This window comes from Albimonas pacifica (assembly GCF_900113695.1).
GTDB lineage: Bacteria > Pseudomonadota > Alphaproteobacteria > Rhodobacterales > Rhodobacteraceae > Albimonas > Albimonas pacifica.
Genome location: NZ_FOQH01000007.1, coordinates 221,002 through 245,763 on the forward strand (window position 1 = coordinate 221,002; position 24,762 = coordinate 245,763).

Genomic DNA, 24,762 nt, shown 5'->3' on the forward strand with positions numbered 1-24,762 from the left:
GGCTCAGGCCCCCGGGGCCGCGGCCTCGATCCGGCGGCGCAGTTCGGCCTGCGCCGCCGCGTCGATGGGAAACCGCCAGACCAGCCCCACCGCCACGAGCTTCAGGACCACCGGCGCCCCGGCGTAGAGGAGCGAGAGCGTCAGCAGCGCGCCCGGCGCGTTCGTCTCCGCCGCCGCGTCGAAGCCCGCGAGGTCGAGCGCGAGGAAGGCGAGCCCCCCCGCCAGCGCCTGCGCGGCCTTGGTTGCCACCGACCACACCGCGAAATAGGCGCCGGCCCGGCTCTCCCCCCCTTCGGCCGCATCGGCGTCGACCACGTCGGCCTGGATCGCGGGCGGCAGCGACAAGTCCGCCCCCAGCGCCACCCCCGACAGCACGCAGACCCCGACGAAGAGCCACAGGTCCCCCGGCCCCAGGAAGGGGACCAGCGCGAAGATCGCGCAGGCCCACAGCATCGCGCCCCCCCAGACCCGATGCTTGGCGCGCCGGTTCGACAGCCGCGACCACAGCGGCATCCCCGCCACCGCCGCGAGGAAATAGACCGCGAGCAGGGTCCCCGCATGCTCCGGCGCCCCCAGGACGTGGGAGACGAAGAACAGGAACAGCGAGGCCGGCAGCGCGTTCGCCGCCCCGTTCGCCAGCCATGCCGCCAGCAGCCGCAGGAACGGGCCGTTGCGGGCGGCGCGGCTCAGCGCCTCGCGCCAGGGCAGGCGGCGGGTGGAGGGGTCGGGCGCCTCGGGCGTCGCCCACAGCGCCCAGGCGAAGGCGGGCGGCAGCAGCGCCGCCAGCAGGATCATCACGTTGCGCAGCCCCTCGGCCGGCCCGTCGGCGGCGGCGTAGGCGACCGCGGCGCCGAGCATCCCCGCCACTCCCGCCGCCTCCCGCCAGGCGGAGACGCGCACCCGCCCCGCGTAGTCGGGCGAGAGCTCCGCCCCCCAGGCGAGATACGGCGTCAGCGCCAGCGTCCAGGCGAGGGTCAGCGCGGTCAGCCAGACGCCGGCATGGAGCGCGGTCGGCGTCTCGGGCGGCAGCAGCAGCATCCCGGCGGCGAACAGGATCAGCGGGCCGGCCAGCGCCATCCACGGCCGGCGGCGGCCGAATCGCCCGGCGATCCCGGCCGGCGTGCGGTCGGACATCACCCCGACCACCGGGTCCGAGATCCCGTCGAGCAGCCGGGCCGCGAGCATGAACGCGCCCAGCGCCCCCAGGTCCGCGCCCAGCGCCGCGTAGGCGGGCAGCACGTAGACGTAGACCGGGAAATGCAGCGCCCCCAGCGGCGCCATCGGGGCGGCGTAGGCCGCGAGGATGCGGGCGGGGGGCCAGGTCATGCCGTCCTCCGCCCGCCCGGCGTCGCGGTCAGGTCGGCTCGATCACCACCCGGTCCCAGGCGCGGCGGGCGAGCTCGCCCAGCAGGCCCACGCCCACGGCGGCCAGCAGCGAGGGGATCGCCGCCGGCGAGGCGACCAGCAGCTCGCCCATCTCCACCGCCTTCTTGATCAGGTGCATGAACAGCGCCTCGGCGGTGGCGAAATGGCTGAAGCCGTAGGCCGCCACCACCGACCGCGCCCCCGCGGCGAGCGAGAACAGCACCCCCGCCGCCACGGCCGAGACCAGCGCCGCGCGCACCGTCGAGCCCAGTCCCCGGCCCAGATGCGCGCCCAGCCACTTCCAGCCCGCGATCGCCCCGCAGGCGCCCAGCGCCATGTAGATCTCGCCGGGGTCGTGGATCTCTTCCAGCGGGACGAAGCGGAAGTGCAGCGCGGCCATGCCCGCGGCCGCGGCCCCGAACAGCAGGGCCGTCACCACGCGGGCCGTCGAATACCGCTGGCGGGCATGAAGCGGCCCGCCGCCGGGCGAGGCCGGTCCGTTCAGTCTGCTCACGCGCTCGCTCCCCGAGCTGCCGGATACGCACCACGGCCCGGAGCATGCCGGGGCCATGGCGCCGACGCAAGATCGCGCCCGCGCCGCGCCGCGCTGGCGAAGGGCGGGCAGGCGAAGGGCGGGCTGGGCCGCCGGCGCTCAGGCGGTCCGGCGCAGCGTGACCTGGGTGACGTCCGTGGTGCCGGCCAGGAAGCAGGCCGCGCAGGAGGCGAGGTAGAAGTTCCACATCCGCCGGAAGCGCTCGTCGAAGCCCATCGGCGCGATGTCGGTCCAGGCGTCCTCGAACCGGTCGCGCCAGCGGCGCAGGGTCTCGGAGTAGCTGTCCCCGAACTCGATCGAGCCCGCGATCTCCAGCCCCGCGCGCCGCGTCTGCTCGGCCAGCGCCGAGGGGCTGGGCAGCATGCCGCCGGGGAAGATGTACTTCTGCACGAAGTCCACGCCGCGACGGTAGCCGTCGAACAGCCGGTCGTGGATGGTGATGATCTGCAGGGAGGCGCGGGCGTCCGGCTTCAGCCGGTCGCGCAGGGCCTCGAAATAGACCGGCCAGTACTGCTCGCCCACCGCCTCGAACATCTCGATCGAGGCGACGCCGTCGTAGATCCCCCGCTCGTCGCGGTAGTCGCGGATCACCACCTCGACCCGGTCGGCGAGGCCGGCGTCGAAGATCCGCCGCCGGGCGAAGTCGTGCTGGGCCTGGGAGATGGTCAGCGCGGTGACCTTCAGACCCCGCTCGCCGGCCGCGTATTCCGCAAAGCCCCCCCAGCCGCATCCGATCTCGAGCACATGCCCCCCCTCCGGCGCGCCGATGGCGTCGCAGATGGCGGCGTACTTGTTGCGCTGGGCGGCCTCCAGGCTCTCCTGCATGCCCGAGAACAGGGCCGAGGAGTAGGTCATGCTGTCGTCCAGCCAGCGCGAGTAGAACGGGTTCCCCAGGTCGTAATGGGCGGCGATGTTGCGCTTCGAGCCGGTCTTGGTGTTGCGGTTCATCCAGTGCCGCAGCCGGGCGACCATGCGCACCAGGCCCGCGCCGGCGAAGGGGCGCGCGATGATCTCGTTGTTGATCAGCGCCACGTCCAGCACCGCCTGCAGGTCCGGGCTGTCCCAGGCGCCGTCCATGTAGGCCTCGGCGAAGCCCATCTCCCCGTCGCGGATCAGGCGCGAGAACACCGACGGGTCGCGCACCAGCACCACCCCGTTCGGGCCGGGCTTCTCGCCCTTCGCCTCGAAGCTGCGCCCGTCGGGGAGCACGAAGGTGAAGCTCCCCGTCTCGATCCGGCTCACCACGTCGAAGACCGAGGCGAACCAGCGCGGCAGCGCCTGCTGCCCTTTCGTGGTGCTGAGCAATTCGGTCATGCGGCGGCCCTCCGATCATCCTGCCCCTCACGTCAAAAGTTAGCGGGCCAGGCGCGGATCCGGCAACGTTTCCGTCGCCGAAACGGGCCCGGAATCGCCCTTCGGGCCCCGATACCGGCGGAAAGGGGCGCCTTTCAGCCACAGCCGCAGCGCCTGCCAGTGAATCGCGGCCATCACCTGCATCGGCAGGAAGGGCGCCGCCAGCGCCAGCCGGGCCAGCGTCGCGTCGCTCAGCGGGCGCCGCGCGCCGTTCTGCGTGGCGATCAGCAGGTCCCCCGCGGCGTCCCCCTGCTTGATGCGGACCGCGAGCCGCTCCCCCGGCTCGGCGAGGTCGAAGCGGTAGGTCTGGTCCATCCCGATGAAGGGCGAGACGAACATCTCCTTGACCTGGGAATGCCGCCGCGGGCCCTCCCCCTCGGCCGAGAGCACGTAGGGGACCTGGTCGCCGAACGTGTTCTTCACCTCGTAGAGCACGGTCTCCAGCCGGCCGTCCGCGTCCTCGCAGAAATAGACCGACAGCGGGTTGAACACCCAGCCCAGGAACCGCGGCATCGCCAGCAGCCGGATGCGGGCCGGGCGGGGGCGTCCGGCCTCGGCCAGCCGCGCCTCGACCCAGGGGCGCAGGGGCGAGCCGTCGCGCGGCCCGTGGTCGGCGTCGTGATGGCTGAGCAGGTTGAAGCGGTTGGCGGAGAACAGGCGCAGCGCCGCCCCCGTCTCGGCCAGCCGGTCCACGTCCAGCAGCAGCGTCCACAGCGCGTAGCGGAAGCGGTGCGCCTTCGGGCGAAGGCGCATGTGCATCACGTGCCCCTCGTAGGCGCAGCCCTGCTCGGGCGGGAGGGGCGGCCTGCGGCTCATTCCGCCGCCGTCGCCGCGAACCGGTCGGGCATCGCCGCTCCGGTCTCGCGCGCCCAGGCGGGCCGCGCGCCCAGCGCCATGGCGGCGCGCAGGCCCGAGCGCAGGCCGTCCTCGTGGAAGCCCCAGCCCAGCCAGGCGCCGGCGTGCCAGAGGCCGCCGCGGCCCTGCACCGCGTCCATCCCCGCCTGCGCCTCGAAGGCCGCCCCGTCGTAGAGGGGATGGGCGTAGGTGAACTCCCCGTGCACGGCGTAGGGGTCCGGCTCCACCCCCGGGTTCAGCGACACGAACAGCGGCGCCTGCGCCGGCAGCCCCTGCAGGCGGTTCATCCAGTAGGAGACCTCGGCCGGCCGCTCGGCGTCCGCCGCGGCGCCCTGGCTGAGGAAGTTCCACGACGACCACACCTTGCGCCGCCGCGGCATCAGCGCGGGGTCGGAGTGCAGGACCGCCCGGTTCTGCGTGTAGCGGATCGCCGAGAGCCGCGCGCGCTCCTCCGCGTCGGCGTCCGCCATCAGCCCCAGCGAGACGTCCGAGTGCGTGGCCAGCACCACCTGGTCGAAGCGCCCCTCCGAGCCGTCGTCGAAGCGGATGCGAACGCCCTCGGGCCCGCGCGTGATCTCCTGCGCGCCCACCCCCAGCGAGGCCCGCGGCCCCAGCGCCTGCACCAGCCGGCGCACATACTCGCGCGAGCCGCCGTCGACCGTGCGCCAGCGTTGCGCAGGGTCGAGGCCGGTCATCAGGTCGTGGTTGCGGAAGAAGGCCACGAAGCTCGAGGCCGGGAAGTCCAGCATCTGCGCGGTCGAGGTCGACCAGATCGCGCCCCCCATCGGCAGCACGAAGCGGTCGCGGAACGCCTCGGAATAGCCGCGCGCGATCAGCCAGTCGCCCAGGCTCACGCCCTCCAGCGCCCCGCCCTCCAGCTCCTCGGCCGCCGAGCGGTTGAAGCGCAGGATCTCGAGCAGCATCCGGATGTGGCGGGGGTTGGCGCAGTTGGCGGGCTGGGCGAACAGCCGCGCGAGGTCGTCGCAGGCGTATTCGTAGGCCCCGCCCTTCAGCGAGAAGCCGAAGCTCATGTCCGACCACTTGGTCGGCACGTCCAGATGCTCGAAGAGCGCGGTGAGGTTGGGGTAGTTGCGCCGGTTGTAGACGATGAAGCCGGTGTCGACGGCGATGGGGCCGGACAGGCCGAAGCGCTCTCCCGGCGCCTCGACGGTGTTGGCGTGGCCGCCGAAACGCTGGTCCCGCTCGAACAGGTGGACGTCGTGGCGCTCCGCGAGGGCGAGCGCCGCGCCCAGGCCCGAGATGCCGGCGCCGATGACCGCGATCTTCATACGTCTCTCCGTCTCGCCGGCGGGGGCCGGCCGGTTGGCAGGGGGCGCGGGGCCGTCAGGCCGCGTCGCGCCGGGATTTCCAGTCCTGATAGGCGTCGAGCGCCTGCTGTCGGCCTTCCTTGAGGCCGACGATCGGCTTGTCGGGGTAGCGGTCGCCCGGGCTCAGGCCCCAGGCGCGCGGGGCGGCCTCGAAGAAGGCCAGCGCGTCGGCATGGGGCTTCGCGCGTCCCTCGGCGATGAAGCGGTCGCGGTAGACGCCGTCGGGGTCGAACTTCTCGGCCTGGGTCTGCGGGTTGAAGACCCGGAAATAGGGAGCGGCGTCGGGGCCCGAGCCCGCCACCCACTGCCAGCCCAGCGCGTTCGAGGCCGGGTCCCAGTCCACCAGCGTGTCGCGGAACCAGGCCTCGCCGACCTTCCAGTGCACCAGCATGTGCTTGGTCAGGTAGTTCGCGGCGATCATGCGGAAGCGGTTGTGCATCCGCCCGGTGACGAATAGCTCGCGCATCGCGGCGTCGACGGCCTCGATCCCGGTGCGGCCGCGCCGCCAGGCCTCGGCCGCCTCGCCGTCCTCGCGCCAGGGGAAGGCGCTCCATTCCGGGCGCCAGTTGTCGGTGGCCATCTCGGGCGAGTGGTGGAGGAGGTGATAGGCGAATTCGCGCCACACCAGCTCCTGCAGGAACTTCTGGGCCGGTTTCGCCACCGCCCCCTGCCGGCGCGGCTGGGTCGCGGCCCAGATCTGGCGGGGCGAGATCTCGCCGACCGCGAGGTGGTGGGAGAGGCCGGAGGTCGCCTCCCGGTCCGGGCGGTCGCGCTCCTCGGCATAGGCGCGCAGGTCCTCCTCGAGGAAGGCGGCGAGGCGCTGGAGCGCGGCGCGCTCCCCGATCTCCACCCGCTCGGCCAGCACCGGGGCGCCGCGGCGCATGTCGGCGGCCATGCCCCAGGCGTCGAGCGCGTCGGAGGCGGGCCAGCCCTGCGGCGAGGGCCAGCGGGAGGGGGCGGCGATCGGCTCGTGCACCACCCGCTCGGCCACCGCGCGCCAGTAGGGGGTGTAGACCTTGTAGGGGCCGCCCTGCCCGGTCTCGACCGTCCAGGGCTCGTGCAGGAGGGCGCCGTTGAAGCTCCGCGCCTCCAGCCCGTCGGAGCGGAGCGCGGATTTCACGGCCTCGTCCCGCGCGCGCGCCGGGCCGTCGTAGAGCCGGTTCCACAGGACCGCGTCGGCGCCGGTCTCCTTCGCCAGGTCGCGCAGCACGTCGAGCGCCGCGCCCCGGCGCAGGATCAGGCGGGCGCCCAGACCCTCGAGATCGCGGGCCAGCGCGCGCAACGAGCCTTCCATCCGCCAGCGGTGGGCGGCGCCCGTCGCCTCGGCCACGGGATCGAGGATCCAGACCGGGATCACCGGGCCGCCGCGCTCGATCGCGGCATGAAGCGCGGGGTTGTCGGCCAGCCGCAGATCGCGGCGCAGCCAGAGCAGGGCGGGGGATATGTCGTTCGCGGCGGGCATGTCGTTTGCAGTTACGCGCGCCGCGGCGATCGGGTTCACTTTTCAGGCGGTTTCCCGGGAAACCTATCGTGACCCCTGAAGGCTGGCCGGGCGCGCGCGCCGCCCTAGCGGCGGGCCGCGCCCCCGGCCCCGCGGCTCAGGCGAAGTAGTCGCGGATGATGCGGGCGTAGACCGCCTTCAGTCTCTCGATCTCGGCCACCGGCGCGCATTCGTCGGTCTGGTGCATGGTCAGGCCGGTCAGGCCGAACTCGGCCACCGGGCAATGCGCCTTCACGAAGCGCGCGTCCGAGGTGCCGCCGGAGGTGGAGAGCTCCGGCGTCCTGCCCGTCTCGGCCCGGATCGCGGAGGAGATCAGGTCCGAGAGCTCGCCCGGCGGGGTGATGAAGCTTTCGCCCGTCAGGCGGGTGGTCACGGCGATCTTCACGCCGCCGGCGGCGGCCTCGGCCTCGGCCGCCTCGCGCTCCAGCCACTCGATCAGCGAGGCGCCGGTGTGCAGGTCGTTGAAGCGGATGTTCACGACCGCCTTCGCCTCGCCGGGGATGACGTTGGCCGCGGGGTTGCCCGTCTCGATCGCCACCAGCGCCAGCGTCGAGGGCTGGAAATGCTCCGAGCCCCGGTCGAGCTCGTGGGCGGCCAGCTTCGCGGCCAGCGCGGCGAGCGGGGGCAGCGGGTTCAGCGCCTTGTGGGGATAGGCGCTGTGGCCCTGGCGGCCCGAGGCGGTGAGGGTGGCGGTGATCGCCCCGCGCCGGCCGATCTTGACCATGTCGCCGAAGGTCTCGCGGCTGGTGGGCTCGCCGACGAGGCAGTGGTCGACCTTTTCGCCCTCGCGCTCCATCCACTCCAGGATCGCGACGGTGCCGTCGGTGGAGGGGCCTTCCTCGTCCCCGGTGATCATCAGGGCGATCGAGCCGCGCACGCCCTGACGGGCGGCGTCGACGGCGGCCGCGGCGAAGGCGGCGACGCCCGATTTCATGTCGCAGGCGCCGCGGCCCCAGACCATGCCGTCCGCGATCTCGCCCGAGAACGGGGGCCGGGTCCAGCGGGCGGGGTCGCCGGTGGGCACCACGTCGGTATGGCCGTTGAAGCCCAGGCAGGGCCCCTGCTCGCCGAAGCGGGCGTAGAGGTTGGGGGTGCCGTTGCGGTCGATCCGGGTGCAGCGGAAGCCGGCCTCGGAGAGCAGCTCCTCCAGCAGCACCAGGGCGCCGCCCTCCTCGGGCGTCACCGAGGGGCATTTGACCAGGGCGGAGGTCAGGGCGACGGGATCGACGGGGTCGGACATAACGCGGAGGCTCCTGCGGTGGATCGCGGCCAAGGGACCGCAGCGCCGAGGGATTGGCAAGGCCCGCGCCCCGATCCGCCTCCCCCACGCGGCGCCCTGCCCGGCGCGCGGCCCCGGATCCGGCCGATGCCCCGGCCCTGGCCCTGGCCCCGCGCCCGCCTCCCGGCCTGAGGGCCTCCCCCCGGGCCGGCCCCGCGCAGCCGCGGCCCCGCCCTTCAGCCTGTCCGCGGGGCGGCTACGCCGGCCCGGTCGTCTCCAGCGGGCGGCGGGATTCGATCAGGCGGGCGATGGCCGAGGCGGCCCCGACCTCGTCCAGCGCGTGGCCGAGCGTCATCGAGACGCTGCTGAAGGCCACCCGGTCCCAGATCGCGATCCGCGCCATCGGGACCCGGCAGGCCAGCGGCGCGAGATCCTTCACGAAGTCGAAGAACGCCCGCTGCCGCCAGCGGGCGGAGCCGGCGCCCGACAGCTCGCCCGGCGCGGCGGAGGCGCCGAACTGGATCTCGGCGCTCTGCGTCGTCCAGCGGCCGCCGACGATGCCGGCGTCGAGGGCCTGACGCTCGAAGCTGGCGCAGAAGTCGAGGTACTTGCGGGTCGGGAAATGGGCCAGCGCCCGGTAGGCCGGCGCCTCCAGCGTCTGGGCGCGCCAGCGGTTGAAGTGCAGCTCGCCGTCGAGCGCCACCGCCATGTCGCCGTAGGCCAGCGTCCAGCCGCCGACATGGGTCCCCGGCGGCTCGTCCATTTTGCCGCCCAGCGCGCGGTAGACCTGCATCACCTGCTCGGCCAGCCCCTCGCGCACGAAGTCGGCGGGGCGGGGCAGCGGCAGCTCCGTCCCCGGGCCCGCGCCCCGCGAATGAAGCAGCGTCATCAGCTTCTCGGTGCGTTCGATCATCCGCGCGCCTCCCTTCGACCACCGGAAGGGATGCCGCGAGGGAGATTGAGATGGTTTTAACGACCCCCGCGAAGCCGCCGAATGACGCGCGCGTCAACCCTGATTTGCGGCCAGCCGGCGCCGCGCGGCGGGGGGCGGCGCGATCTCGGTGAAGGGCAGGCCCAGCCGCGCCTCGGCCTTCAGCACCACGAGGGCGGCGGCGCGGGCGTCCTCCTCGGCGTCGTGGTGGTGGAAGTCGAGCGAGAGGGCGCGCTTCAGATGCCCCAGCCCGTGGCCGCCGTTCCCCTTGAACTCCGGCCAGGCGGCGCGGGCGATGCGCACGCTGTCGAGCCAGAGCCACGCGGGCGGCTCCCGCCCCGCCAGCGCGCAGGCGGCGGCGACGGCGCGGCTGTCGAAGCCCGAGTGCTGGATCAGCGGCTGGCGGCCCAGCAGCGGGGCCAGCAGGTCGAGGGCTGCGGGAAACAGCGGCGCGCCGGCCACGTGCGCGCGCCCGATGCCGTGCAGCCAGGTGTTGGCGAAGGCCACGTCCGCGCCCGGGTCGACGAAGGTCGACCAGCTCTCGATCCCGCCGTCCTCGCGCACGCAGGCGAGGCCGATCTGGCAGATCGAGGAGACGGGCCCGCAGGCGGTCTCGACGTCCAGCGCCACGAAGCGGAAGCCGCCCTGCGGGGGCGGGCGGCGGGGCGCCTCGCCCGGGGGCGGGCGGCCGAAGCGGTCGCGCGCGCTCACCGGTTCAGTTCAGCAGGGGCCCGCGGCGACGGACGATGTCGAGCAGGCTCTCGTCCTCGTCGAGCTCCACGTCCTCGACGGTCTCGTCGTCGGGATCCGTCTCGGCGTCGTCGCGCGAGGCGTCGATCTGCACGGCCTTCGCGCCCCGCGCCTCGAGCAGCGAGACCAGCTCGACCAGCGCCGCCGAGGGCGCGGTGCCGAAGTCGACCGAGACCGCCCCCGTCGCGACCGAGGCCGAGTGCAGACGGTCGGCGGGGAAGGGATCGTCCTCGCCCTCGGGCTCGTGGACGTTGAACCAGCGTTCGAACCAGCCCTCCAGCGCGTCCTCGGGCAGGTCGCCGAGGTCGTGGTGGACCACCACGTCGTCCCAGCGCAGGCGGAACACGTGCAGGGTCAGGGCGCCCACGCGCTCGGCGAAGGCGGGCAGGTCCTGGCCGTGGGGGACCTCCATGGCGAAGTCCAGCGACACCGCCCGGTCGTCGGGCAGGCGCAGCACCAGGTCGAATCGGTAGAGGCCGCCGAGGAAGCCGGGATCCTCGAGATCCACGCCCACCTCGGACATGCCCTCGACGCCGGGCTCCACGGTCGCCTCGACCATGCCGGCGAAGAACGAGAGGTAGGTCTCGCGCGCGGCGGCGGCGAGGGAGGCGAGAGACGGGGCTTCGGTCATGAGGCGCATCCTCAAGGCTTCGGGCGGGCGGAGCAAGGGGCGCGGGGGACGCGGCCCGCCGCCTCAGTCGTAGAAGGGCTGGACCTGGGCGACGATCACCGCGTTCTCGGCGAGCGCCCGGGCCATCAGCTCGCGGTCGGTCTCGTGGATCTCCTCGCCGCGCTCCTCGCGTTCCTCGACCGTGCCCCAGCCGGTGACCTCGATCGGGGACATCTCGGCGGTCTTGAGCACGGCGACGGTCTCGCGCACGGCCTCGGGCTCGTCCACGCCGGAAGCGTAGCACAGCAGGGCCGCGCCCGTCGCGTCGGCAGGCAGGCCGTCGCCCTCGGCGCGGCCGACCTCGACCAGCAGGGTGAACACCTGCTGGGGGCGGGGGGCCCTGGCGGCCCCCTCCTTCGTCGGCTTGGTCATGGCGGCGGTCCTCGCTCGGGTGCGCTGGGACCGGCCCTATAGTCGATCGGCGCGGCGAGTCGAGCCCCGCCGGGGCTCAGGCGCCCCTGCGGCGGCGGCCCAGCGCGACGAGCCCCGCCAGACCCGCGCCCAGCATCAGCGCCGGCGCCGGCAGCGGGACCGGCGTGCCGAACGGGCCGAAGACGAACGTCTCGAAGCCGACGCCGCCGGCCCCGACCGACCCGACGTTGTCGTTGGGCGAAAGGAAGGTGTAGGTCTCCCCCGCGAGGAAGGTCAGCCCCGCGCCCAGGTCGTAGGGCCCGTCCGACAGGCCCGAGAGCAGCGCCGTCTCCGACACGCCCGGCCCGGTCACCGAGAAGCCGACGTTGTTGCTCGCGAAGCTCAGCGTGCCGCCGGTCCAGACGATGTCGGCGTCGAAGACCACCGTCCAGCTCATCCCCAGGCTGCCGCTGCCCAGCAGGAGGCCGGCGCCGGCGTTGAAGAAGTCGTTGGCGCCGGCTTCGACGATCGGGTTGGCGAAGACGGCGCCGACGCCGTCGTAGATCCCGCCCGACACGGTCCGCTCGCAGACCGTCTGACCGTCGCAGGCGTAGTCGGCGAAATCGAGCGTGGAGGGCCCGACGGGAAGGGCGGACGCCGGGGCGGCCAGAAGCGCCAGCGCCAGGCCGACGCACGGGATACGGAGGGAGAGCACGGGGACACCTCGATCTTCACACGCATGAACGAAGCGACCCTGCGTCGTTTCCGCCGCAGGGTCAATTCATTTTCAGTTCATGACGCAGCGGCGCCCTCGTGGACGACCGCCCGGCGGGGGCGCGCCCCCTCCGGCCGCGGTCGCCGGGCGATCAGTCGCGCAGCAGCTCGTTGATCGAGGTCTTCTTGCGGGTGCCCGCGTCGACCTGCTTGACGATCACCGCGCAGTAGAGGTTCGGCCCCGGCGAGCCGTCGCCCATCGGCTTGGAGGGCATCGAGCCCGCCACGACCACCGAATAGGGCGGCACCTCGCCCATGGTGACCTCGCCGGTGGCGCGGTTCACGATCTTGGTGGACTGGCCCAGGAACACGCCCATGCCCAGCACCGAGCCCTCGCGCACGATCACGCCCTCGACCACCTCGGAGCGGGCGCCGATGAAGCAGCCGTCCTCGATGATCGTGGGGGCGGCCTGCATCGGCTCCAGCACGCCGCCGATGCCGACGCCGCCCGAGAGGTGCACGCCCTTGCCGATCTGCGCGCACGATCCCACGGTCGCCCAGGTGTCGACCATCGTGCCCTCGTCGACATAGGCCCCGAGGTTCACGAAGGAGGGCATCAGCACCACGCCCGGCGCGATGTAGGCCGAGCGGCGCACCACGCAGTTGGGCACCGCGCGGAAGCCCGCGGTCTTCCAGGCGGCCGCATCCCAGCCGTCGAACTTGGAGGGGACCTTGTCCCACCAGCCCGAACCGCCGGGCCCGCCGGAGATCGGCGCCATGTCGGTCAGGCGGAAGGACAGCAGCACCGCCTTCTTCAGCCACTGGTTCACGACCCAGGTCCCGTCCGCGCCCTTCTGCGCCACCCGCGCGGTCCCGCCGTCGAGCAGGTCCAGCGCCGTCTCGATGGCGTCGCGGGTCTCGCCCCTGGTGGCGGAGGTGATGCCGTCGCGCGCCTCCCAGGCGGCTTCGACGGCTTTTTCGAGCTGAACGAGGTCGGGGGCGGTCATGGATGTCTCCTGCCGGGCGTCGCGTCTTTTCCGGCCGCAGGCTATAGAGGCGGGGACCGCGGGGCGCAATCGCCCCGCGCCCCCCGCAATCCCGGCCGCCCGACCGCGGGCGCCGGCCCGCCCGGAGATCCCTGCCCCCGATGCCCACGCCTCCCTCCAAGCGCCCGTCGCGCGACGACCGCCACTCGATCTTCCGCTCCGCGCAGGAGGACATCGCCTCGGCCGAGCGGCAGCCGCTGACCCCGCAGTCGGCCTCGCCCGCCTACCGGCTGTCGTTCCGCGACCTGGACTTCCTGAAGCGCGAGGACCTGCGCCCGGTCCGCCTGCAGCTCGAGCTGCTGAAGGCCGAGCTGCTGATGACCGAGGCGGGGGTGGACAGCACCGTCGTGTTCTTCGGCGGCGCCCGCATCCCCAGCCCCGAGAACGCCGGCGACGCCCGCACGCCCCTGCTCGGCGAGCTGTCGAAATACTATGAGGAAGCCCGCCGCTTCGCCGCCCGCTGCACCGAGGCCTCGATGGCCGCGGGGGGCCGGCGGCACGTGATCGTCACCGGCGGCGGCCCCGGCGTGATGGAGGCCGGCAACCGCGGCGCGATGGAGGCGGGCGGCCGCTCGATCGGGCTGGGCATCGTGCTGCCCCACGAGAGCGCGCCCAACGAATACGTGACGCCGGAGCTGAGCTTCAACTTCCACTACTTCGCCATCCGCAAGATGCACTTCCTGATGCGGGCGGAGGCGATCGCGGTGTTCCCCGGCGGCTTCGGCACGCTCGACGAGCTGTTCGAGGCGCTGACCCTGATCCAGACCAAGCGCATGGCGCCGGTCCCGATCCTGCTGTTCGGCGAGAGCTTCTGGCGCTCGATCATCGACTTCGAGGCGCTGGCGGCCTCGGGCACCATCTCCGACGCCGACCTGGAGCTGTTCCGCTTCGTGGAGACGGCGGAGGCGGCGTGGGAGGTGCTGTCGGGCCCCGTCGCCGAAGCCGAGGCCGAAGCCGCCGAGGCCGCGGCCGCGCGCAAGGCCGCCGACGAGCGGCGCGCGGGCGGCTGAGCCCGGCGGGGCGCGCGCTCTGCGAGGGCGCTTCGGTCTGCGGAAGGGGATCCCCCGGGGGGAAACCCGCCGGCATGTGGGGAACCTGCCGGCGGGCGCCTTGTGAAAGGCATTCCGTCCGGCCTCCGGGGAAGAGGAGGCGCGGACAGGCGACGGAGGCTCCGGGGGGTAAGGTGGAGCCGCCTTCGCCATGGCGGGCCTGAGAGAAGGGCCCGCCCGAAACGCGGCTTCCCTGGTGTTGGGAAGAGGGAAACCGCTTCCATCCGCAGGCCGGAGCGGGGACTCCGATCCACGGACGCGGGCTCCGCGTCCCGTTTGGGGGGGAGGACACGGACCCTGCTGCCACGACCGACCCCGGCACGGGAACGGCGGACGACTGCGCGTTTGCGGCCGGTACGCGACACCGACGAATTGACCGCTACGCTGTTACGCTGCGAAGCCGCCGAGCTGAGGACGGAAGACCCGCCGACCCGGTGGTTTCATTTGTTCAGCTTATGGTTGCGATTCCCGGGGCGCGCCAGTCCCGCGATCACGTGACATGCTGCAGCTGCGGCAAGGCCCGACGGGCCCGGAATGGTCCGGACATCAGGCCGGAACCAGCCCCAGCCCCGCCGCCCGCACCACGCAGGAGATCCGGTCGCGCACGTCGAGCTTGGAGAACAGGCGCCGCACATGGGTGTCGACCGTGTGCACCGAGCAGCCCAGGATCCCGGCGATGGCGGGGTTGGACTTGCCCTGCGCCATCCAGCCCAGCACCTCGCGCTCGCGCACGCTCAGCGTCGGCGCCGGCGGCAGGCGGGCGTCGAGCAGCCGGCACACGCACAGGTGCGCGGCCTGGAAGGCGGCCTGCAGCATCCGCAGCCGCTCGGGCGCGTGGCGGCCCTCGGCGTCGCCCTGCGGGTCCTGGCCGTCGTGGCCGAGGCCGACGTAGCCCTTGCGCTGGCGGGGGCCGAACGCCTGGATCGCCACCCCGTCGCCGCCGCCCGCGGCGCGGAAACGCTCCATGAAGGCATGCTCGGCCTGGGTCATCGGGCGCAGCGCGCCCGCGCGGCTCCAGCGGAAGGGATCGGTCTCGGCCATCGCGGTCCACGGCACCGGGTCGACGCGCGCGAGGTCCTCGGCCTGGTAGGCCGCGATCCACTCGGGATCGAAGCCGCTCGCGAAGCGCAGGCCCGAGACCTGGGGCGCGGCCGGATCGTGGTGGAGGTAGCTCAGCCGGACGAAGCCTTCCCCGCGCGCCAGCTCGAGGGCGGCGGTCCAGATCTCGTCGACCGTTCCGGCGGTTTCGGCCCGCTCCAGAAACCGCTGGAGGCGGGACGCGGAGGCGCTGTCGGTCATCGGCGGCGGTCCTCTGTGCCATGGCCCGGGTCGGGCCGGGTCGGCCGTCCGTCCTGGGGTCGACGGACGGCCTGCGGCGATGCACGCGACGCCTCTGGGGCTCGCCGCCTTACGCAACGCGTTTCGATGAGCCGAAACGGCTCGCGGTCGACCGTCGCCGGCCGTCCGGGAGGAGGGGGCCCGATCCCGGGCCTTGCTGTCAGGGACCGCTCCGCGCGGCCGCGGCGCCCACCGGCGCCCTGCGTCCCACGCGGGTCGCTTCGACGAGCCGGGACATAGTTAACGCCCACGTAAGGCGCAAGGTGAAACGAATAATTTTGACCATTTGGACAAGCAACCCGGGATTGCATCCGCCTCATGGCTGCCTCCCTTCCCCGCGTGCGGGACGGCGCGCGGCCGGCTCCCGGCGGGGGGCGGAGGCGATTCCCCACCATCGGCGCATTGCAGGCGGACCGCGCGACGCCTACGTTGCCCCCAACCGCGCCCGCCAGGGCGTCGACCCCGATCCGAAGGGAGAGGACATGACCGACGCGCGTCCCGCGGCGACCGGCCCGACGGAAGCTCCGCTGATCGACCCGTTCGCCCGCGCCATCACCTACCTGCGCGTCTCGGTGACCGACCGCTGCGACCTGCGCTGCGTCTACTGCATGGCCGAGAACATGACCTTCCTGCCCAAGAAGGATCTTCTCAGCCTGGAGGAGCTGGAGCGTCTGTGCTCCGCCTTCGTCGACCTCGGCGTGCGCAAGCTGCGCATCACCGGCGGCGAGCCGCTGGTGCGCCGGGACATCATGACCTTCTTCGAGGCGATGGGCCGGCGCATCGGCGACGGCCTGGACGAGCTGACGCTGACCACCAACGCCACCCAGCTCCGCCGCTTCGCCAAGCCCCTCTACGACTGCGGCGTGCGGCGGGTGAACGTCTCGCTCGACACGCTCGACGAGGGCAAGTTCCGCGAGATCACCCGCTGGGGCCGCTTCGCCCAGGTGCTCGACGGGCTGGATGCGGCGCAGGAGGCGGGGCTTCACGTCAAGATCAACGCCGTGGCGCTGAAGGGCGTGAACGACGACGAGATCCGCTCGATGACCCGCTGGTGCCACGACCGCGGCATGGACATCACCTTCATCGAGGTGATGCCGATGGGCGACATCGGCGGCGAGGAACGGCTCGACCAGTACATGCCCCTGACCGCCGTGCGCGAGGAGCTGGCCCGCGAGTTCACGCTCGAGGACATTCCCCTCTCCACCGGCGGCCCGGCCCGCTACGTGCGGGCGAAGGAGACCGGCGGCCGGGTGGGCTTCATCACCCCCCTGACCCACAATTTCTGCGAGAGCTGCAACCGCGTGCGCCTGACCTGCACCGGCCAGCTCTACATGTGCCTGGGCCAGGACGACGACGCCGACCTGCGCGCGGTGCTGCGCGAGAGCGCCGACGACGCCCCCGTGCGCCAGGCGATCCGCGAGGCGATCACCCGCAAGCCCAAGGGCCACGACTTCGACTATTCCCGCCGCGAGATCCGCGGCGAGGTCGGCCGGCACATGAGCGTCACCGGCGGCTGACGCCGGCGCGACGCGGTTGCCGACATGACCCTCGTACCGACCGTTCGCCGGCTCGTCGCCGCGCTGGCCCCGGCGCTGGCAGCCGTCTGCGCGGCCCTCGCCGCGCCCGTCTCCGCCACGCCGGTCTGCACGCTGGTGATCGACGCGGCCGACGGCGCCGCGCTGGTCGAGGAGGGCGACTGCCGCGCCCGCGCGACGCCCGCCTCGACCTTCAAGATCCCGCTCGCCGCGATGGGCTTCGAGGCGGGGCTGCTGGACAGCCCCCGCAGCCCGGTGATGGCCTTCCGCCCCGGCGACGCCGACTGGGGCGGCGAGGCCTGGCGGCGCGACACCGATCCCGCAGCCTGGATGCGCCATTCGGTGGTCTGGTACTCGCAGCGCATCACCCGCGTGCTGGGCGCCGAGACGCTGACCCGCCAGGCCCGCGCCTTCGGCTACGGCAACGCCGACTTCTCCGGCGACCCCGGCTTCGACAACGGGCTGGAGCGGGCCTGGATCGCCTCCTCCCTGCAGGTCTCCCCGCACGAGCAGGCGGCGTTCCTGCGCGCGCTGGTGCGTGACGCGCTGCCGATCTCGGCCGAGGCGATGCGCCTGACCCGCGCGATCGTCGAGACCCGGCAGGTCGACGGCTGGACCCTTCACGGCAAGACCGGCGGCGCCTTTCCCCGGCGCGCCGACCGCAGCTTCGACTATGCCCGCGGCTGGGGCTGGTATGTCGGCTGGGCCCAGCGGGGGGCCGAGACGCGGGTCTTCGCGGTCCTGACCCAGGCGACCGAGCGCACCGGCGTCTCGCCCGGCGTCGCCACCCGCGACGCGCTGCTGCGCCGCTGGCCGGAACTCGCCGCGGCCGGGCGGCCCTGAGGCGGCGGCCGGCGCCGGCGCCCGCGGCGCACACGCAAAGGGGCGGCCGCATCGCGCAGCCGCCCCTTTGGCTTGGGTCCCCGTCGGGGACCTCGTCATGCGCGCCCGCGGCTCACTTGTAGCCGGCGGCCTCGCGGGCCACGCCCTGCAGGCTGGAGCGGTGCAGGCCCATGTCGGCCAGCACGCGGTTGTCCAGCGCCTGCAGCTCGGCGAGCGTGCGGTGATACTCGCGCCAGCGGGCCAGGCGGACGCCGGCGAGCGAGACCATGCCGCGCAGGATCTGGCCCAGCGAGGGGGCGTCGGCGGGGGCGGAAGCCGCGCGGGAGGCGGCGAGGGGGGCGTCTGCGGTCAGAGCCATGTTCAGTTTCCTTTTCGGTCGAAAGCGGCCCGTTCGATCCACCGGCGTCGCGCCGGCGAGGCCGCCGTCTGTCGAGATTGGAAATTAGAGATGTGAAAGGTCAGGACAACGGACGTTTCGGCAACCCCGCCTTGTGCAGCGCACATACCGCAGCGCGGCGTAAATCGCGGCAGCGCAGCATACTAAGGTTTCAAAAAAATCGCTGGACGAACCCGCGCGGCGGCGCCAAGTCAGGGGCGTCATGCTTCCAGCTCCCTTCCGTCACCCCGCCTATCGCCGCTACATCGCCGCCAACTTCTTCGGAATGAACGGTAGCTGGATGCTGCGCGTGGCCATCGCGTGGCTGGCGTGGGAGCTGACGGGCTCGGCGGCGGTGACGGGCGTGGTCTCGTTCCTGACCTTCGCGCCCATCGTCTTCTCCGGTCCGTTCTTCGGCGTGCTCGCCGACCGCATCGACCCCAAGCGCGGGATCGTGGCGGCGCAGGCGACGCAGTGCCTGTTCGGCACGATCCTGTTCGGGCTGGCGCTGGCGGACGCGCTGTCGGCGCCGGTGCTGCTGGCCTCGGCGCTGGGGATGGGGCTGGCGGCCTCGGCCTACCACCCGTTCCGCATGGCGCTGCTGCCCCGGCTGGTCCCGCAGGAGGTGCTGGGCCAGGCGCTGGCGATCGGCGCGCTGAACTTCAACATGACCCGGATGCTGGGCCCCGCGCTGGGCGGCTGGCTGATCCATGCCTACGGCGCCGCGGGCGCGGTGGGCGTGGCGGCGGCGCTGTTCGTGCCCCAGGTCCTCGCCATCGCCTCGCTGGGCGCCTATCCCCCCGCCGCGGCCGAGCCCGACCCCGACGCCCGCCACGGGCTGGGCGGGGTGCTCGACCAGCTGGCCGAGGGCGCGCGCTACGCCATGGCCCAGCCGCTGGTGCGCGAGGCGGTTCTGATGAACGCGCTCTTCGCCGTCGCGGCGCGCGGCAGCCTCGAGCTGCTGCCAGTGGCGGCGGACGGGCTCTACAACCGCGGCGCGGGGGGCTTCGGCATCCTGACCGCGACCGCCGGCGCCGGCGCGGTGGTGGCCGCGGTCTACATGGCCCGCGGCGGGCAGACCGCCCATTCGCTGCGCGCCCGCGCCCGCTTCGCCACCGCGCTGGGGCTGCTGGGCACCGCGCTGCTGGGGCTGGTGGGCAGCTGGCCCGCGGCCATCGTCACCGTGGCGCTGATCGGCGCCTGCGGGACCATGGTCGGCGTCGCCAACCAGACCATCGCCCAGCTCTCCACGCCCGAGGGCAAGCGCGGGCGGGTGATGTCGCTGTGGCTGATCTCGGGGATCGGCGGCGCCTCGATCGGCTCGATCGGCATCGGCGCGCTGGCGGACCTGATCGGGCTGCAGCACGCGCTGGTGGTGACGGCGATCGCCATGGCCGCCCTCGCCCCCTTCGTCGCCTGGAACCTGCGGGGCCGCGAGACGGCGGCCGAGCCGCCGGCCCCCCCGCGCCCGGCGCCCGGCAAGGCGGGCGGCGGCGTCGGCCCGGCCGGCGCCCCGACCCCCGGCGCGGTCAAGCGCTGCGCGAACGCACCCAGTCGCGCCAGGCGGTGAACAGGCCCGCGGCGATCACGATCGTCGCGCCCAGCGCCATCGGCCAGTCCAGGTTCTCGCCGAAGATCAGGATCCCGACCGAGGTCGAGAGCACGATCTGCACGTATTGCACCGGCTGGGTGACCACCGCGTCCGCCGCCTCCAGCGCCTTGATGAAGAAGTAGTGCCCCGCCGCCCCGGTGACGCAGAGGATCCCCATCCAGATCCAGTCGACGGGCGCGAGCCAGGTCCACTGCCAGATGCCGAAGGCGGTGGCCACGATCAGCCCGCCGACGCCGGTGTAGAAGAAGCTGACCATGGCCGAGTCCCTGCGGCTCGCGAGCCGGGTCATCACGCCGTAGACGGCGATCCCGATGCTCGCCACCACCGCCAGCCAGATGTCGGAATCGAGCAGCCCCGGCCCGGGGCGCACGATGATCAGCACGCCCAGGAAGCCCACGCCGATGGCGGTCCAGCGCCGCCAGCCCACCGCCTCGCCCAGCACCGGCACCGAGAGGGCGGCGAGGATCAGCGGGTTCGCGGCGAACAGCGACATCGTCGCCGCCAGCCCCACCTTGGCGAAGGCGGTGATCGCCACCACCACCTGGGCGGCCAGCAGCCCCCCGCGCGCGAGCTGCAGCCACACGTTCGCCGAGGCGGCGGAGCGGGCGATCCCCCCCGGCGCGTTCAGCGCGCGCACCACCACGAAGGCCGCGAAGGCCCAGTAGCGGATCATCACCACGAAGACCGGCGGATAGTTCTCGGCCAGGTGCTTCGAGACGCCGTCCTGGGCCGCGAAGATGGTGACCGCGAGCAATGCGAAGCCGAGACCCTTGCGGGCGCTTTGGGGAACCATGGATCGTCCGATGAGGAAGGGTCGCGGAAACGGCCGCATCGCCCGGCCATACGATCCCCTTACAATCCGAGCCCGCCCCCGGCGTCAAGCGTTGCGCCGCAGCACGGGCGCGCAAGCCCGTCCGCCGTGGCGCGCATGGCGCGGAAGGAGGCGGCGGGAAGGGCCCGGGGGCGGCGCGCCGCGCCCCCGGGCCGATGCGTCCCGCGGGCGCCGCGCCGGTCAGCCGTCGGCTTCGTTCAGCAGCTCCGGCGGCAGGAAGGTGCGGTTCCAGGTCGGCGAGATCAGGATCTCGTTGATGCAGACATGGGCGGGGGATTCGGCGACGAACTTCACCGCCCGGCCCAGGTCCTCGGACTGCAGCATCCGCGCGCGCACCGCCTCCGAAGGGGGGACGGGGCGCTTCTCCATGATCGGGGTGTTCACCTCGCCCGGCATGATCACGCACGACCGGATGCCGTTCGCCCCCTCCTCCATGTTGATCGAGTGGCTCAGCGCCACCACCCCGTGCTTGGAGGCGTTGTAGGCCGGCCCGGTGATCTTGGAGGCATGACGCCCCGCCCAGGAGCTGACCATGATGATCAGCCCGCCGCCGGCGGCGCGCATCTGCGCCATCACCGGGATGGTGCAGTTCATCACCCCGGTCAGGTTCACGTCGACCACCATGCGGAAGTCCTCGGCCGAGATCTCGCCCGAGTGGCGCTTGGGCACGTTCACGCCCGCGTTCGCCACCAGGATGTCGACGGGGCCGAACTCCGCCTCGATCGAGCGGGCGGCGGCCGCGCAGGCGGCGGCGTCGGAGACGTCGAGCGGAGCGACCTCGGCCAGCCCGCCGGCCGCCTCGATGTCGGCGGCCACCCGGTCGAGCTCGGCCTGCCGGCGCCCGGTCAGGATCACCCGGGCCCCCGACCCGGCCAGCGCCTTGGCCGAGGCCTCGCCGATGCCTCCGCCCGCGCCCGTCACCCAGGCGGTCTTTCCATCCAGCGCGCCCATCTCGTCCTCCCTCGATCCGTGGTCGTCGCAGCGAACCCTAGGGCGCCCCGCGCCGCGGCGCGAGGGGCAAGCGCCCCCGCGGCCGTTGACGCGGAGTCCCGCGGGAGGCCTGCGCCCAGCGCAACCCCGCCGCCCGCCGTTTCAGATGAAATCTTGATCCGGATCAAAGTGTTGCCCCGCCATCGGAGCCACACGGGCGGGGACGGCGCATCCCTGCGCCGACCCGAACGACCGGAGCGCCGACATGGCCCGCAAGAACACGATCGCCGCCGCCGCGGCCGCCGCCCTTCTCCTCGCCTCGCCCGCCGTGGCCGAGCCGCTGCTCGACCTCTCCTCCAACGGCGACTGGCTGATCCGCGTGCGCGGCCTGGCGGTGATCCCGAACGAGGACCTATCCGCCCAGGGCATCCCCGGCGCCGACGCCTCGATCGACGTCGACTACGTGCCCGAGCTCGACATCACCTATTTCTTCACGCCCAACATCGCCGCCGAGCTGATCCTGGCCACGACCAACCACGACGTCGCCGGCCGGGGCGCGCTGGGCGGGGCGGACATCGGCTCGGTCTGGCTGCTGCCGCCGACGCTGACGCTGCAGTATCACGTGACCCAGCTGGGCGAGTGGACCGGCTCCGAGGCGCTCGGCCGGCTGAAGCCCTACGTCGGCGCGGGCGTGAACTACACGATGTTCTACGACGCGAACCCGGGCCAGTTCGCCTCGATCGACTACGACAACGCCTTCGGCTTCGCGCTGCAGGCCGGGCTCGACTACGAGATCGCCGAGGGCGTCTATCTGAACGCGGACGTGAAATACGTGTTCCTCAACACCGACTGGACGATCAACAAGAACTCCGCCGCGCCGATCCGCGGCTCGGTGGACGTCAACCCGCTAATCGTGGGCCTGGGCGTGGGCGTGCGCTTCTGAGCGCCGGGCGCCTGAGCCGAGCGTTCAGCCCAGTCCCGCCGCCCGGTCCGCCTCGGCCCGGGCGGCCTGCCTTCCGGGGGGGACGTAAAGGCGGTTCCAGGTCGGCGAGATCAGGATCTCGTTCATGCAGACATGGGCCGGGCTCTCCAGCGCGAAGCGCACCGCGCGGGCGACGTCCTGGGGCTGGAGCATCCGGCTCCGCATCCCCGGCGTCGGCGCGTCGTCCTTGGCGGCCAGCAGGGGGGTCGAGACCTCCCCCGGCAGGATCGCGCAGGCGCGGATCCCGTTCGCCCCCTCCTCCATGTTCAGCGTGTGGCAGAAGGCCGAGACCGCCTGTTTCGAGGCGTTGTAGGCCGCCCCCGTGAAGGGCTGCACATGCCGCCCGGCCCAGGAGCAGATCACCGCCAGCGCGCCCCCGCCGCGCGACCGCATCCCGGGCAGCACGGCCAGCGCCGCGTTGATCACGCCGTTGGCGTTGACCGCCATCACCTGCGCGGCCTCGAGGGGGTCGAGCTCGGCCAGCGCACGCCTGCGGATGTTGATGCCGGCGGCGGCGGCCAGCCCCTCGACCGGGCCCAGCCGCGCCTGCGCCTGCGCCACGGCGGCGACGCAGGCGGCGGGGTCGGTCACGTCCAGCGGCAGGGCCAGCGCCTCGGCCCCCTGCGCCCGCAGCGCGGCGGCGCGGGCCTCGAGCGCCGGCGCGTCGCGGTCGCTCAGCGCCAGCCGCGCCCCCGCCCCGGCCAGCGACTCGGCGCAGGCGGCGCCGATGCCGCTCGCCGCCCCCGTGATCCAGATCACCCGTCCGCCCAGCTCCATGCGCCCGTCTCCCCGCCTGCGATCCGGACCTCTTAGTGCAAGTCGGCGGATGATGTCCGGACCTTTCTGCGCTCCGCCCCCCTGTCCGTCCACACTTCGCGCAATTCGATTGTGTTCGCGCCGCCGGAGTCCGATCCTCGTTCAAGACCTGAGGAGGGTGATCATGCGCAGAACGTTCCTTCTGATCGGCGCCGCGCTGGGCCTGCTGGCTCCGCCGGGGCTCGCCGCCGCGGCCGAGGTCGAGACCGCCTTCGCCGCCATGGACGCCAACGGCGACGGGATGCTGGACGTGGACGAGTACGTGGCCGCCGTGGTCCACCGCTTCGGCGAGCTCGACGCCGACGACGACCGGATGCTGACCGCGACCGAGATCGGCGAGGTCGATCGCGACGCCTTCGTCGCCGCGGACCGCGACGGCGACGGCGAGCTCTCGCTCGGCGAGGCGGTGGGCGACCGCATGATCCGCTTCTTCGACGCCGACTCGTCCCGCGACGGGACGGTGACGCTGGTCGAGATCAACGCTTACCTGGAGGGACTGGAATGACCCGTCATGCAACCCCTGCGCGCCTCGCCGCCCTGGCCCTGGCGCTCGCGGCGCTGGCCGGATGCTCGAACGTGCCGCTCGACAAGCAGACCCAGGGCCAGATCCTGGGCGGCGTGACCGGCGCGGCCGTCGGCTCGCTGTTCGGCGGCGGCACGGGCCGGATCGTGGCGACCGGCGCAGGCGCCGTGATCGGCACCATCGCCGGCGGAGAGCTCGCCAAGGGCATGTGACCCTGCGCACGCGACGCCGTGCACGGGACGTGGAAAAGCGGAAGGGGCCCGGCGGGCCCCTTCCTCGTCTCCAGCCTGCGCGCCGCCCCTTCGGACGGGCGCGCCCCCGATCAGAACGGGCTGTCGGGGAAGTAGAACTGCTCGGCGTTCTCCGGCGTGATCCGCTGGGAGCCGATGATGAAGCGGCCCGAGACGGGGGTGGCCGAGACCAGGCCCAGCGCGGTCAGCTCGATCGCGGTCGCGATCTGCGCGGGCGGGTAGGTGACGTTCACGGGCAGCATCGGGTCGCCGTCCATGATCCGCTTCACGATCTCCTTCATGCCGGCGCCGCCGACCACCCACATCTCGCCGTCGCGGCCGGCCTGGGAGATCGCCTCCAGCACGCCGATGGCCATGTCGTCGTCGGCCGCCCAGACCGCGTCGATGTCCTCGTACTTCGACAGGAAGTCCTGCATCACGTTGAAGGCGTCGTCGCGGTTCCAGTTGCCGTGCTGCATGTCCAGCACGTTGATGCCCGAGCCGTCGATGGCCGCGGTGAAGGCGTCCACCCGCTCGTTGTCGAGCGTGGTGGGGATGCCGCGCAGGACCACGACGTTGTCGCCGGACTCGAGGTTCTCGGCGAAATACTCGCCCGCCACGCGGCCGAAGCCGGTGTTGTCGCCGGCGACGTAGAGGTCCTCGATCCCCGGCACCGACAGGCCGCGGTCGACGACGGTCACCCAGATGCCCTGCTCCTTGACCGCCTGCACGGGGGAGGTCAGGGGCTCGGACTCGAAGGGCAGCACCACCAGCGCGTCGATGCCGCGGGTGGCGACCATGTCCTCGATGTCGTTGACCATCTTGCCGGCGTCGCCGGAGGTCGCCAGCACGAAGCTGAGCTGGGGATAGGTCTCCTCCAGCCGCGCGATGGCCTCGCGGGCGTGGAAGTTCAGCCCGCCCATGAAGCCGTGGGTGGCCGAGGGGATGGCGACCCCGATGGTGTATTCCTCCTGCGCGAGCGCCGGAGCGGCGCCCAGCGTCAGGGTCGCGGCGAGGGCGGCGCCCTTGAAGATATCCCTGCGGTTCATTTCAATTCCTC

The 24,762-nt window shown here is 73.1% G+C and carries 26 protein-coding genes; 7 read left to right on the plus strand and 19 right to left on the minus strand.

Translation table 11 applies throughout. The features are described from left to right. Nucleotides 1–3: 3 nt before the first annotated feature. The 13 genes from BM064_RS16365 to dapD all read right to left on the minus strand — a co-directional run bounded on the left by BM064_RS16365 (nt 4) and on the right by dapD (nt 12,597). The gene (locus BM064_RS16365) at nt 4–1,326 is read right to left on the minus strand and encodes an MFS transporter (RefSeq protein WP_092861222.1); all 1,323 of its coding nucleotides are present in this window, start codon (nt 1,324–1,326) and stop codon (nt 4–6) included. 28 nt (nt 1,327–1,354) lie between these two features. Beyond that, nucleotides 1,355–1,879: a hypothetical protein gene (locus BM064_RS16370; protein WP_092861224.1), complete on the minus strand. Its 525-nt coding sequence runs from the start codon at nt 1,877–1,879 to the stop codon at nt 1,355–1,357. A 138-nt stretch (nt 1,880–2,017) separates the two neighbouring features. After that, the gene (locus BM064_RS16375; RefSeq protein WP_092861226.1) at nt 2,018–3,232 is read right to left on the minus strand and encodes an SAM-dependent methyltransferase; all 1,215 of its coding nucleotides are present in this window, start codon (nt 3,230–3,232) and stop codon (nt 2,018–2,020) included. A 39-nt stretch (nt 3,233–3,271) separates the two neighbouring features. After that, on the minus strand, nt 3,272–4,087 hold the full coding sequence (locus BM064_RS16380) for a DUF1365 domain-containing protein (protein WP_092861228.1): 816 nt from the start codon (nt 4,085–4,087) through the stop codon (nt 3,272–3,274). Next, complete coding sequence (locus BM064_RS16385; RefSeq protein ID WP_092861230.1) at nt 4,084–5,415, minus strand: NAD(P)/FAD-dependent oxidoreductase; 1,332 nt, start codon at nt 5,413–5,415, stop codon at nt 4,084–4,086. The genes BM064_RS16380 and BM064_RS16385 overlap by 4 nt, the downstream gene beginning before the upstream one ends. Nucleotides 5,416–5,470: 55 nt before the next feature. Continuing rightward, nucleotides 5,471–6,916 carry a cryptochrome/photolyase family protein gene (locus BM064_RS16390; RefSeq protein ID WP_092861232.1) on the minus strand — a complete coding sequence of 482 codons (1,446 nt, stop codon included), beginning with the start codon at nt 6,914–6,916 and terminating at the stop codon, nt 5,471–5,473. Between the two features lie 136 nt (nt 6,917–7,052). Further along, nucleotides 7,053–8,195, minus strand: a complete 1,143-nt coding sequence (gene dapE, locus BM064_RS16395; protein WP_092861234.1) for a succinyl-diaminopimelate desuccinylase — start codon at nt 8,193–8,195, stop codon at nt 7,053–7,055. Between the two features lie 235 nt (nt 8,196–8,430). Next, complete coding sequence (locus BM064_RS16400) at nt 8,431–9,087, minus strand: DUF7255 family protein (protein ID WP_092861236.1); 657 nt, start codon at nt 9,085–9,087, stop codon at nt 8,431–8,433. 93 nt (nt 9,088–9,180) lie between these two features. Continuing rightward, nucleotides 9,181–9,816: an exonuclease domain-containing protein gene (locus BM064_RS16405; RefSeq protein WP_092861238.1), complete on the minus strand. Its 636-nt coding sequence runs from the start codon at nt 9,814–9,816 to the stop codon at nt 9,181–9,183. Nucleotides 9,817–9,820: 4 nt separating this feature from the next. Next, the gene (locus BM064_RS16410; protein WP_092861240.1) at nt 9,821–10,486 is read right to left on the minus strand and encodes a hypothetical protein; all 666 of its coding nucleotides are present in this window, start codon (nt 10,484–10,486) and stop codon (nt 9,821–9,823) included. Nucleotides 10,487–10,549: 63 nt separating this feature from the next. Next, complete coding sequence (locus BM064_RS16415) at nt 10,550–10,897, minus strand: hypothetical protein (protein WP_092861242.1); 348 nt, start codon at nt 10,895–10,897, stop codon at nt 10,550–10,552. Between the two features lie 76 nt (nt 10,898–10,973). Next, a complete protein-coding gene (locus tag BM064_RS16420; RefSeq protein ID WP_092861244.1) occupies nt 10,974–11,591 on the minus strand; it encodes a VPLPA-CTERM sorting domain-containing protein in 618 nt (205 codons plus the stop codon). A gap of 151 nt (nt 11,592–11,742) precedes the next feature. Continuing rightward, entirely contained in the window at nt 11,743–12,597 is an 855-nt protein-coding gene (gene dapD / locus BM064_RS16425) for a 2,3,4,5-tetrahydropyridine-2,6-dicarboxylate N-succinyltransferase (protein WP_092861246.1), read from the minus strand. A 140-nt stretch (nt 12,598–12,737) separates the two neighbouring features. On the opposite strand from dapD, the gene BM064_RS16430 reads away from it, so the two are divergent. Further along, nucleotides 12,738–13,646: an LOG family protein gene (locus BM064_RS16430; RefSeq protein WP_092861248.1), complete on the plus strand. Its 909-nt coding sequence runs from the start codon at nt 12,738–12,740 to the stop codon at nt 13,644–13,646. Nucleotides 13,647–14,231: 585 nt separating this feature from the next. On the opposite strand, the gene BM064_RS16435 is transcribed toward BM064_RS16430, so the two are convergent. Continuing rightward, a complete protein-coding gene (locus tag BM064_RS16435) occupies nt 14,232–14,984 on the minus strand; it encodes a helix-turn-helix transcriptional regulator (RefSeq protein WP_092861250.1) in 753 nt (250 codons plus the stop codon). 521 nt (nt 14,985–15,505) lie between these two features. Here BM064_RS16435 and moaA point away from each other — a divergent pair. Next, nucleotides 15,506–16,540 carry a GTP 3',8-cyclase MoaA gene (gene moaA, locus BM064_RS16440; RefSeq protein WP_092861252.1) on the plus strand — a complete coding sequence of 345 codons (1,035 nt, stop codon included), beginning with the start codon at nt 15,506–15,508 and terminating at the stop codon, nt 16,538–16,540. Nucleotides 16,541–16,564: 24 nt separating this feature from the next. After that, a complete protein-coding gene (gene blaOXA, locus BM064_RS16445; protein ID WP_092861254.1) occupies nt 16,565–17,401 on the plus strand; it encodes a class D beta-lactamase in 837 nt (278 codons plus the stop codon). A gap of 112 nt (nt 17,402–17,513) precedes the next feature. Here blaOXA and BM064_RS28115 read toward each other — a convergent pair whose 3' ends face one another. Next, the gene (locus BM064_RS28115) at nt 17,514–17,759 is read right to left on the minus strand and encodes a DUF1127 domain-containing protein (RefSeq protein WP_092861256.1); all 246 of its coding nucleotides are present in this window, start codon (nt 17,757–17,759) and stop codon (nt 17,514–17,516) included. Between the two features lie 241 nt (nt 17,760–18,000). Between BM064_RS28115 and BM064_RS16455 the strand changes: the two genes are divergently transcribed. Further along, nucleotides 18,001–19,347, plus strand: coding sequence for an MFS transporter (locus BM064_RS16455; protein WP_092861258.1), 1,347 nt, complete (start codon nt 18,001–18,003; stop codon nt 19,345–19,347). Here BM064_RS16455 and BM064_RS16460 read toward each other — a convergent pair. Next, nucleotides 19,307–20,182 (minus strand): DMT family transporter, encoded by an 876-nt coding sequence (locus tag BM064_RS16460; protein ID WP_092861260.1) that lies wholly within the window; start codon nt 20,180–20,182, stop codon nt 19,307–19,309. The genes BM064_RS16455 and BM064_RS16460 overlap by 41 nt on opposite strands. 219 nt (nt 20,183–20,401) lie before the next feature. After that, nucleotides 20,402–21,172, minus strand: coding sequence for an SDR family oxidoreductase (locus BM064_RS16465; protein ID WP_092861262.1), 771 nt, complete (start codon nt 21,170–21,172; stop codon nt 20,402–20,404). A gap of 244 nt (nt 21,173–21,416) precedes the next feature. Between BM064_RS16465 and BM064_RS16470 the strand changes: the two genes are divergently transcribed. Then, nucleotides 21,417–22,094 carry an OmpW/AlkL family protein gene (locus tag BM064_RS16470; protein WP_092861264.1) on the plus strand — a complete coding sequence of 226 codons (678 nt, stop codon included), beginning with the start codon at nt 21,417–21,419 and terminating at the stop codon, nt 22,092–22,094. Between the two features lie 24 nt (nt 22,095–22,118). Here the strand turns inward: BM064_RS16470 and BM064_RS16475 are convergent, their stop codons facing one another. Next, nucleotides 22,119–22,910 (minus strand): SDR family oxidoreductase, encoded by a 792-nt coding sequence (locus BM064_RS16475; RefSeq protein ID WP_092861266.1) that lies wholly within the window; start codon nt 22,908–22,910, stop codon nt 22,119–22,121. 163 nt (nt 22,911–23,073) lie between these two features. On the opposite strand from BM064_RS16475, the gene BM064_RS27530 reads away from it, so the two are divergent. Both BM064_RS27530 and BM064_RS16485 read left to right on the plus strand, forming a co-directional pair. Continuing rightward, nucleotides 23,074–23,454, plus strand: a complete 381-nt coding sequence (locus tag BM064_RS27530; RefSeq protein ID WP_177236297.1) for a CREC-EF hand family protein — start codon at nt 23,074–23,076, stop codon at nt 23,452–23,454. Next, nucleotides 23,451–23,684, plus strand: coding sequence for a glycine zipper 2TM domain-containing protein (locus tag BM064_RS16485; protein WP_092861268.1), 234 nt, complete (start codon nt 23,451–23,453; stop codon nt 23,682–23,684). The genes BM064_RS27530 and BM064_RS16485 overlap by 4 nt, the downstream gene beginning before the upstream one ends. A gap of 110 nt (nt 23,685–23,794) precedes the next feature. Here BM064_RS16485 and BM064_RS16490 read toward each other — a convergent pair whose 3' ends face one another. Next, a complete protein-coding gene (locus BM064_RS16490; protein WP_092861270.1) occupies nt 23,795–24,751 on the minus strand; it encodes an ABC transporter substrate-binding protein in 957 nt (318 codons plus the stop codon). Between the last annotated feature and the right edge of the window lie 11 nt (nt 24,752–24,762).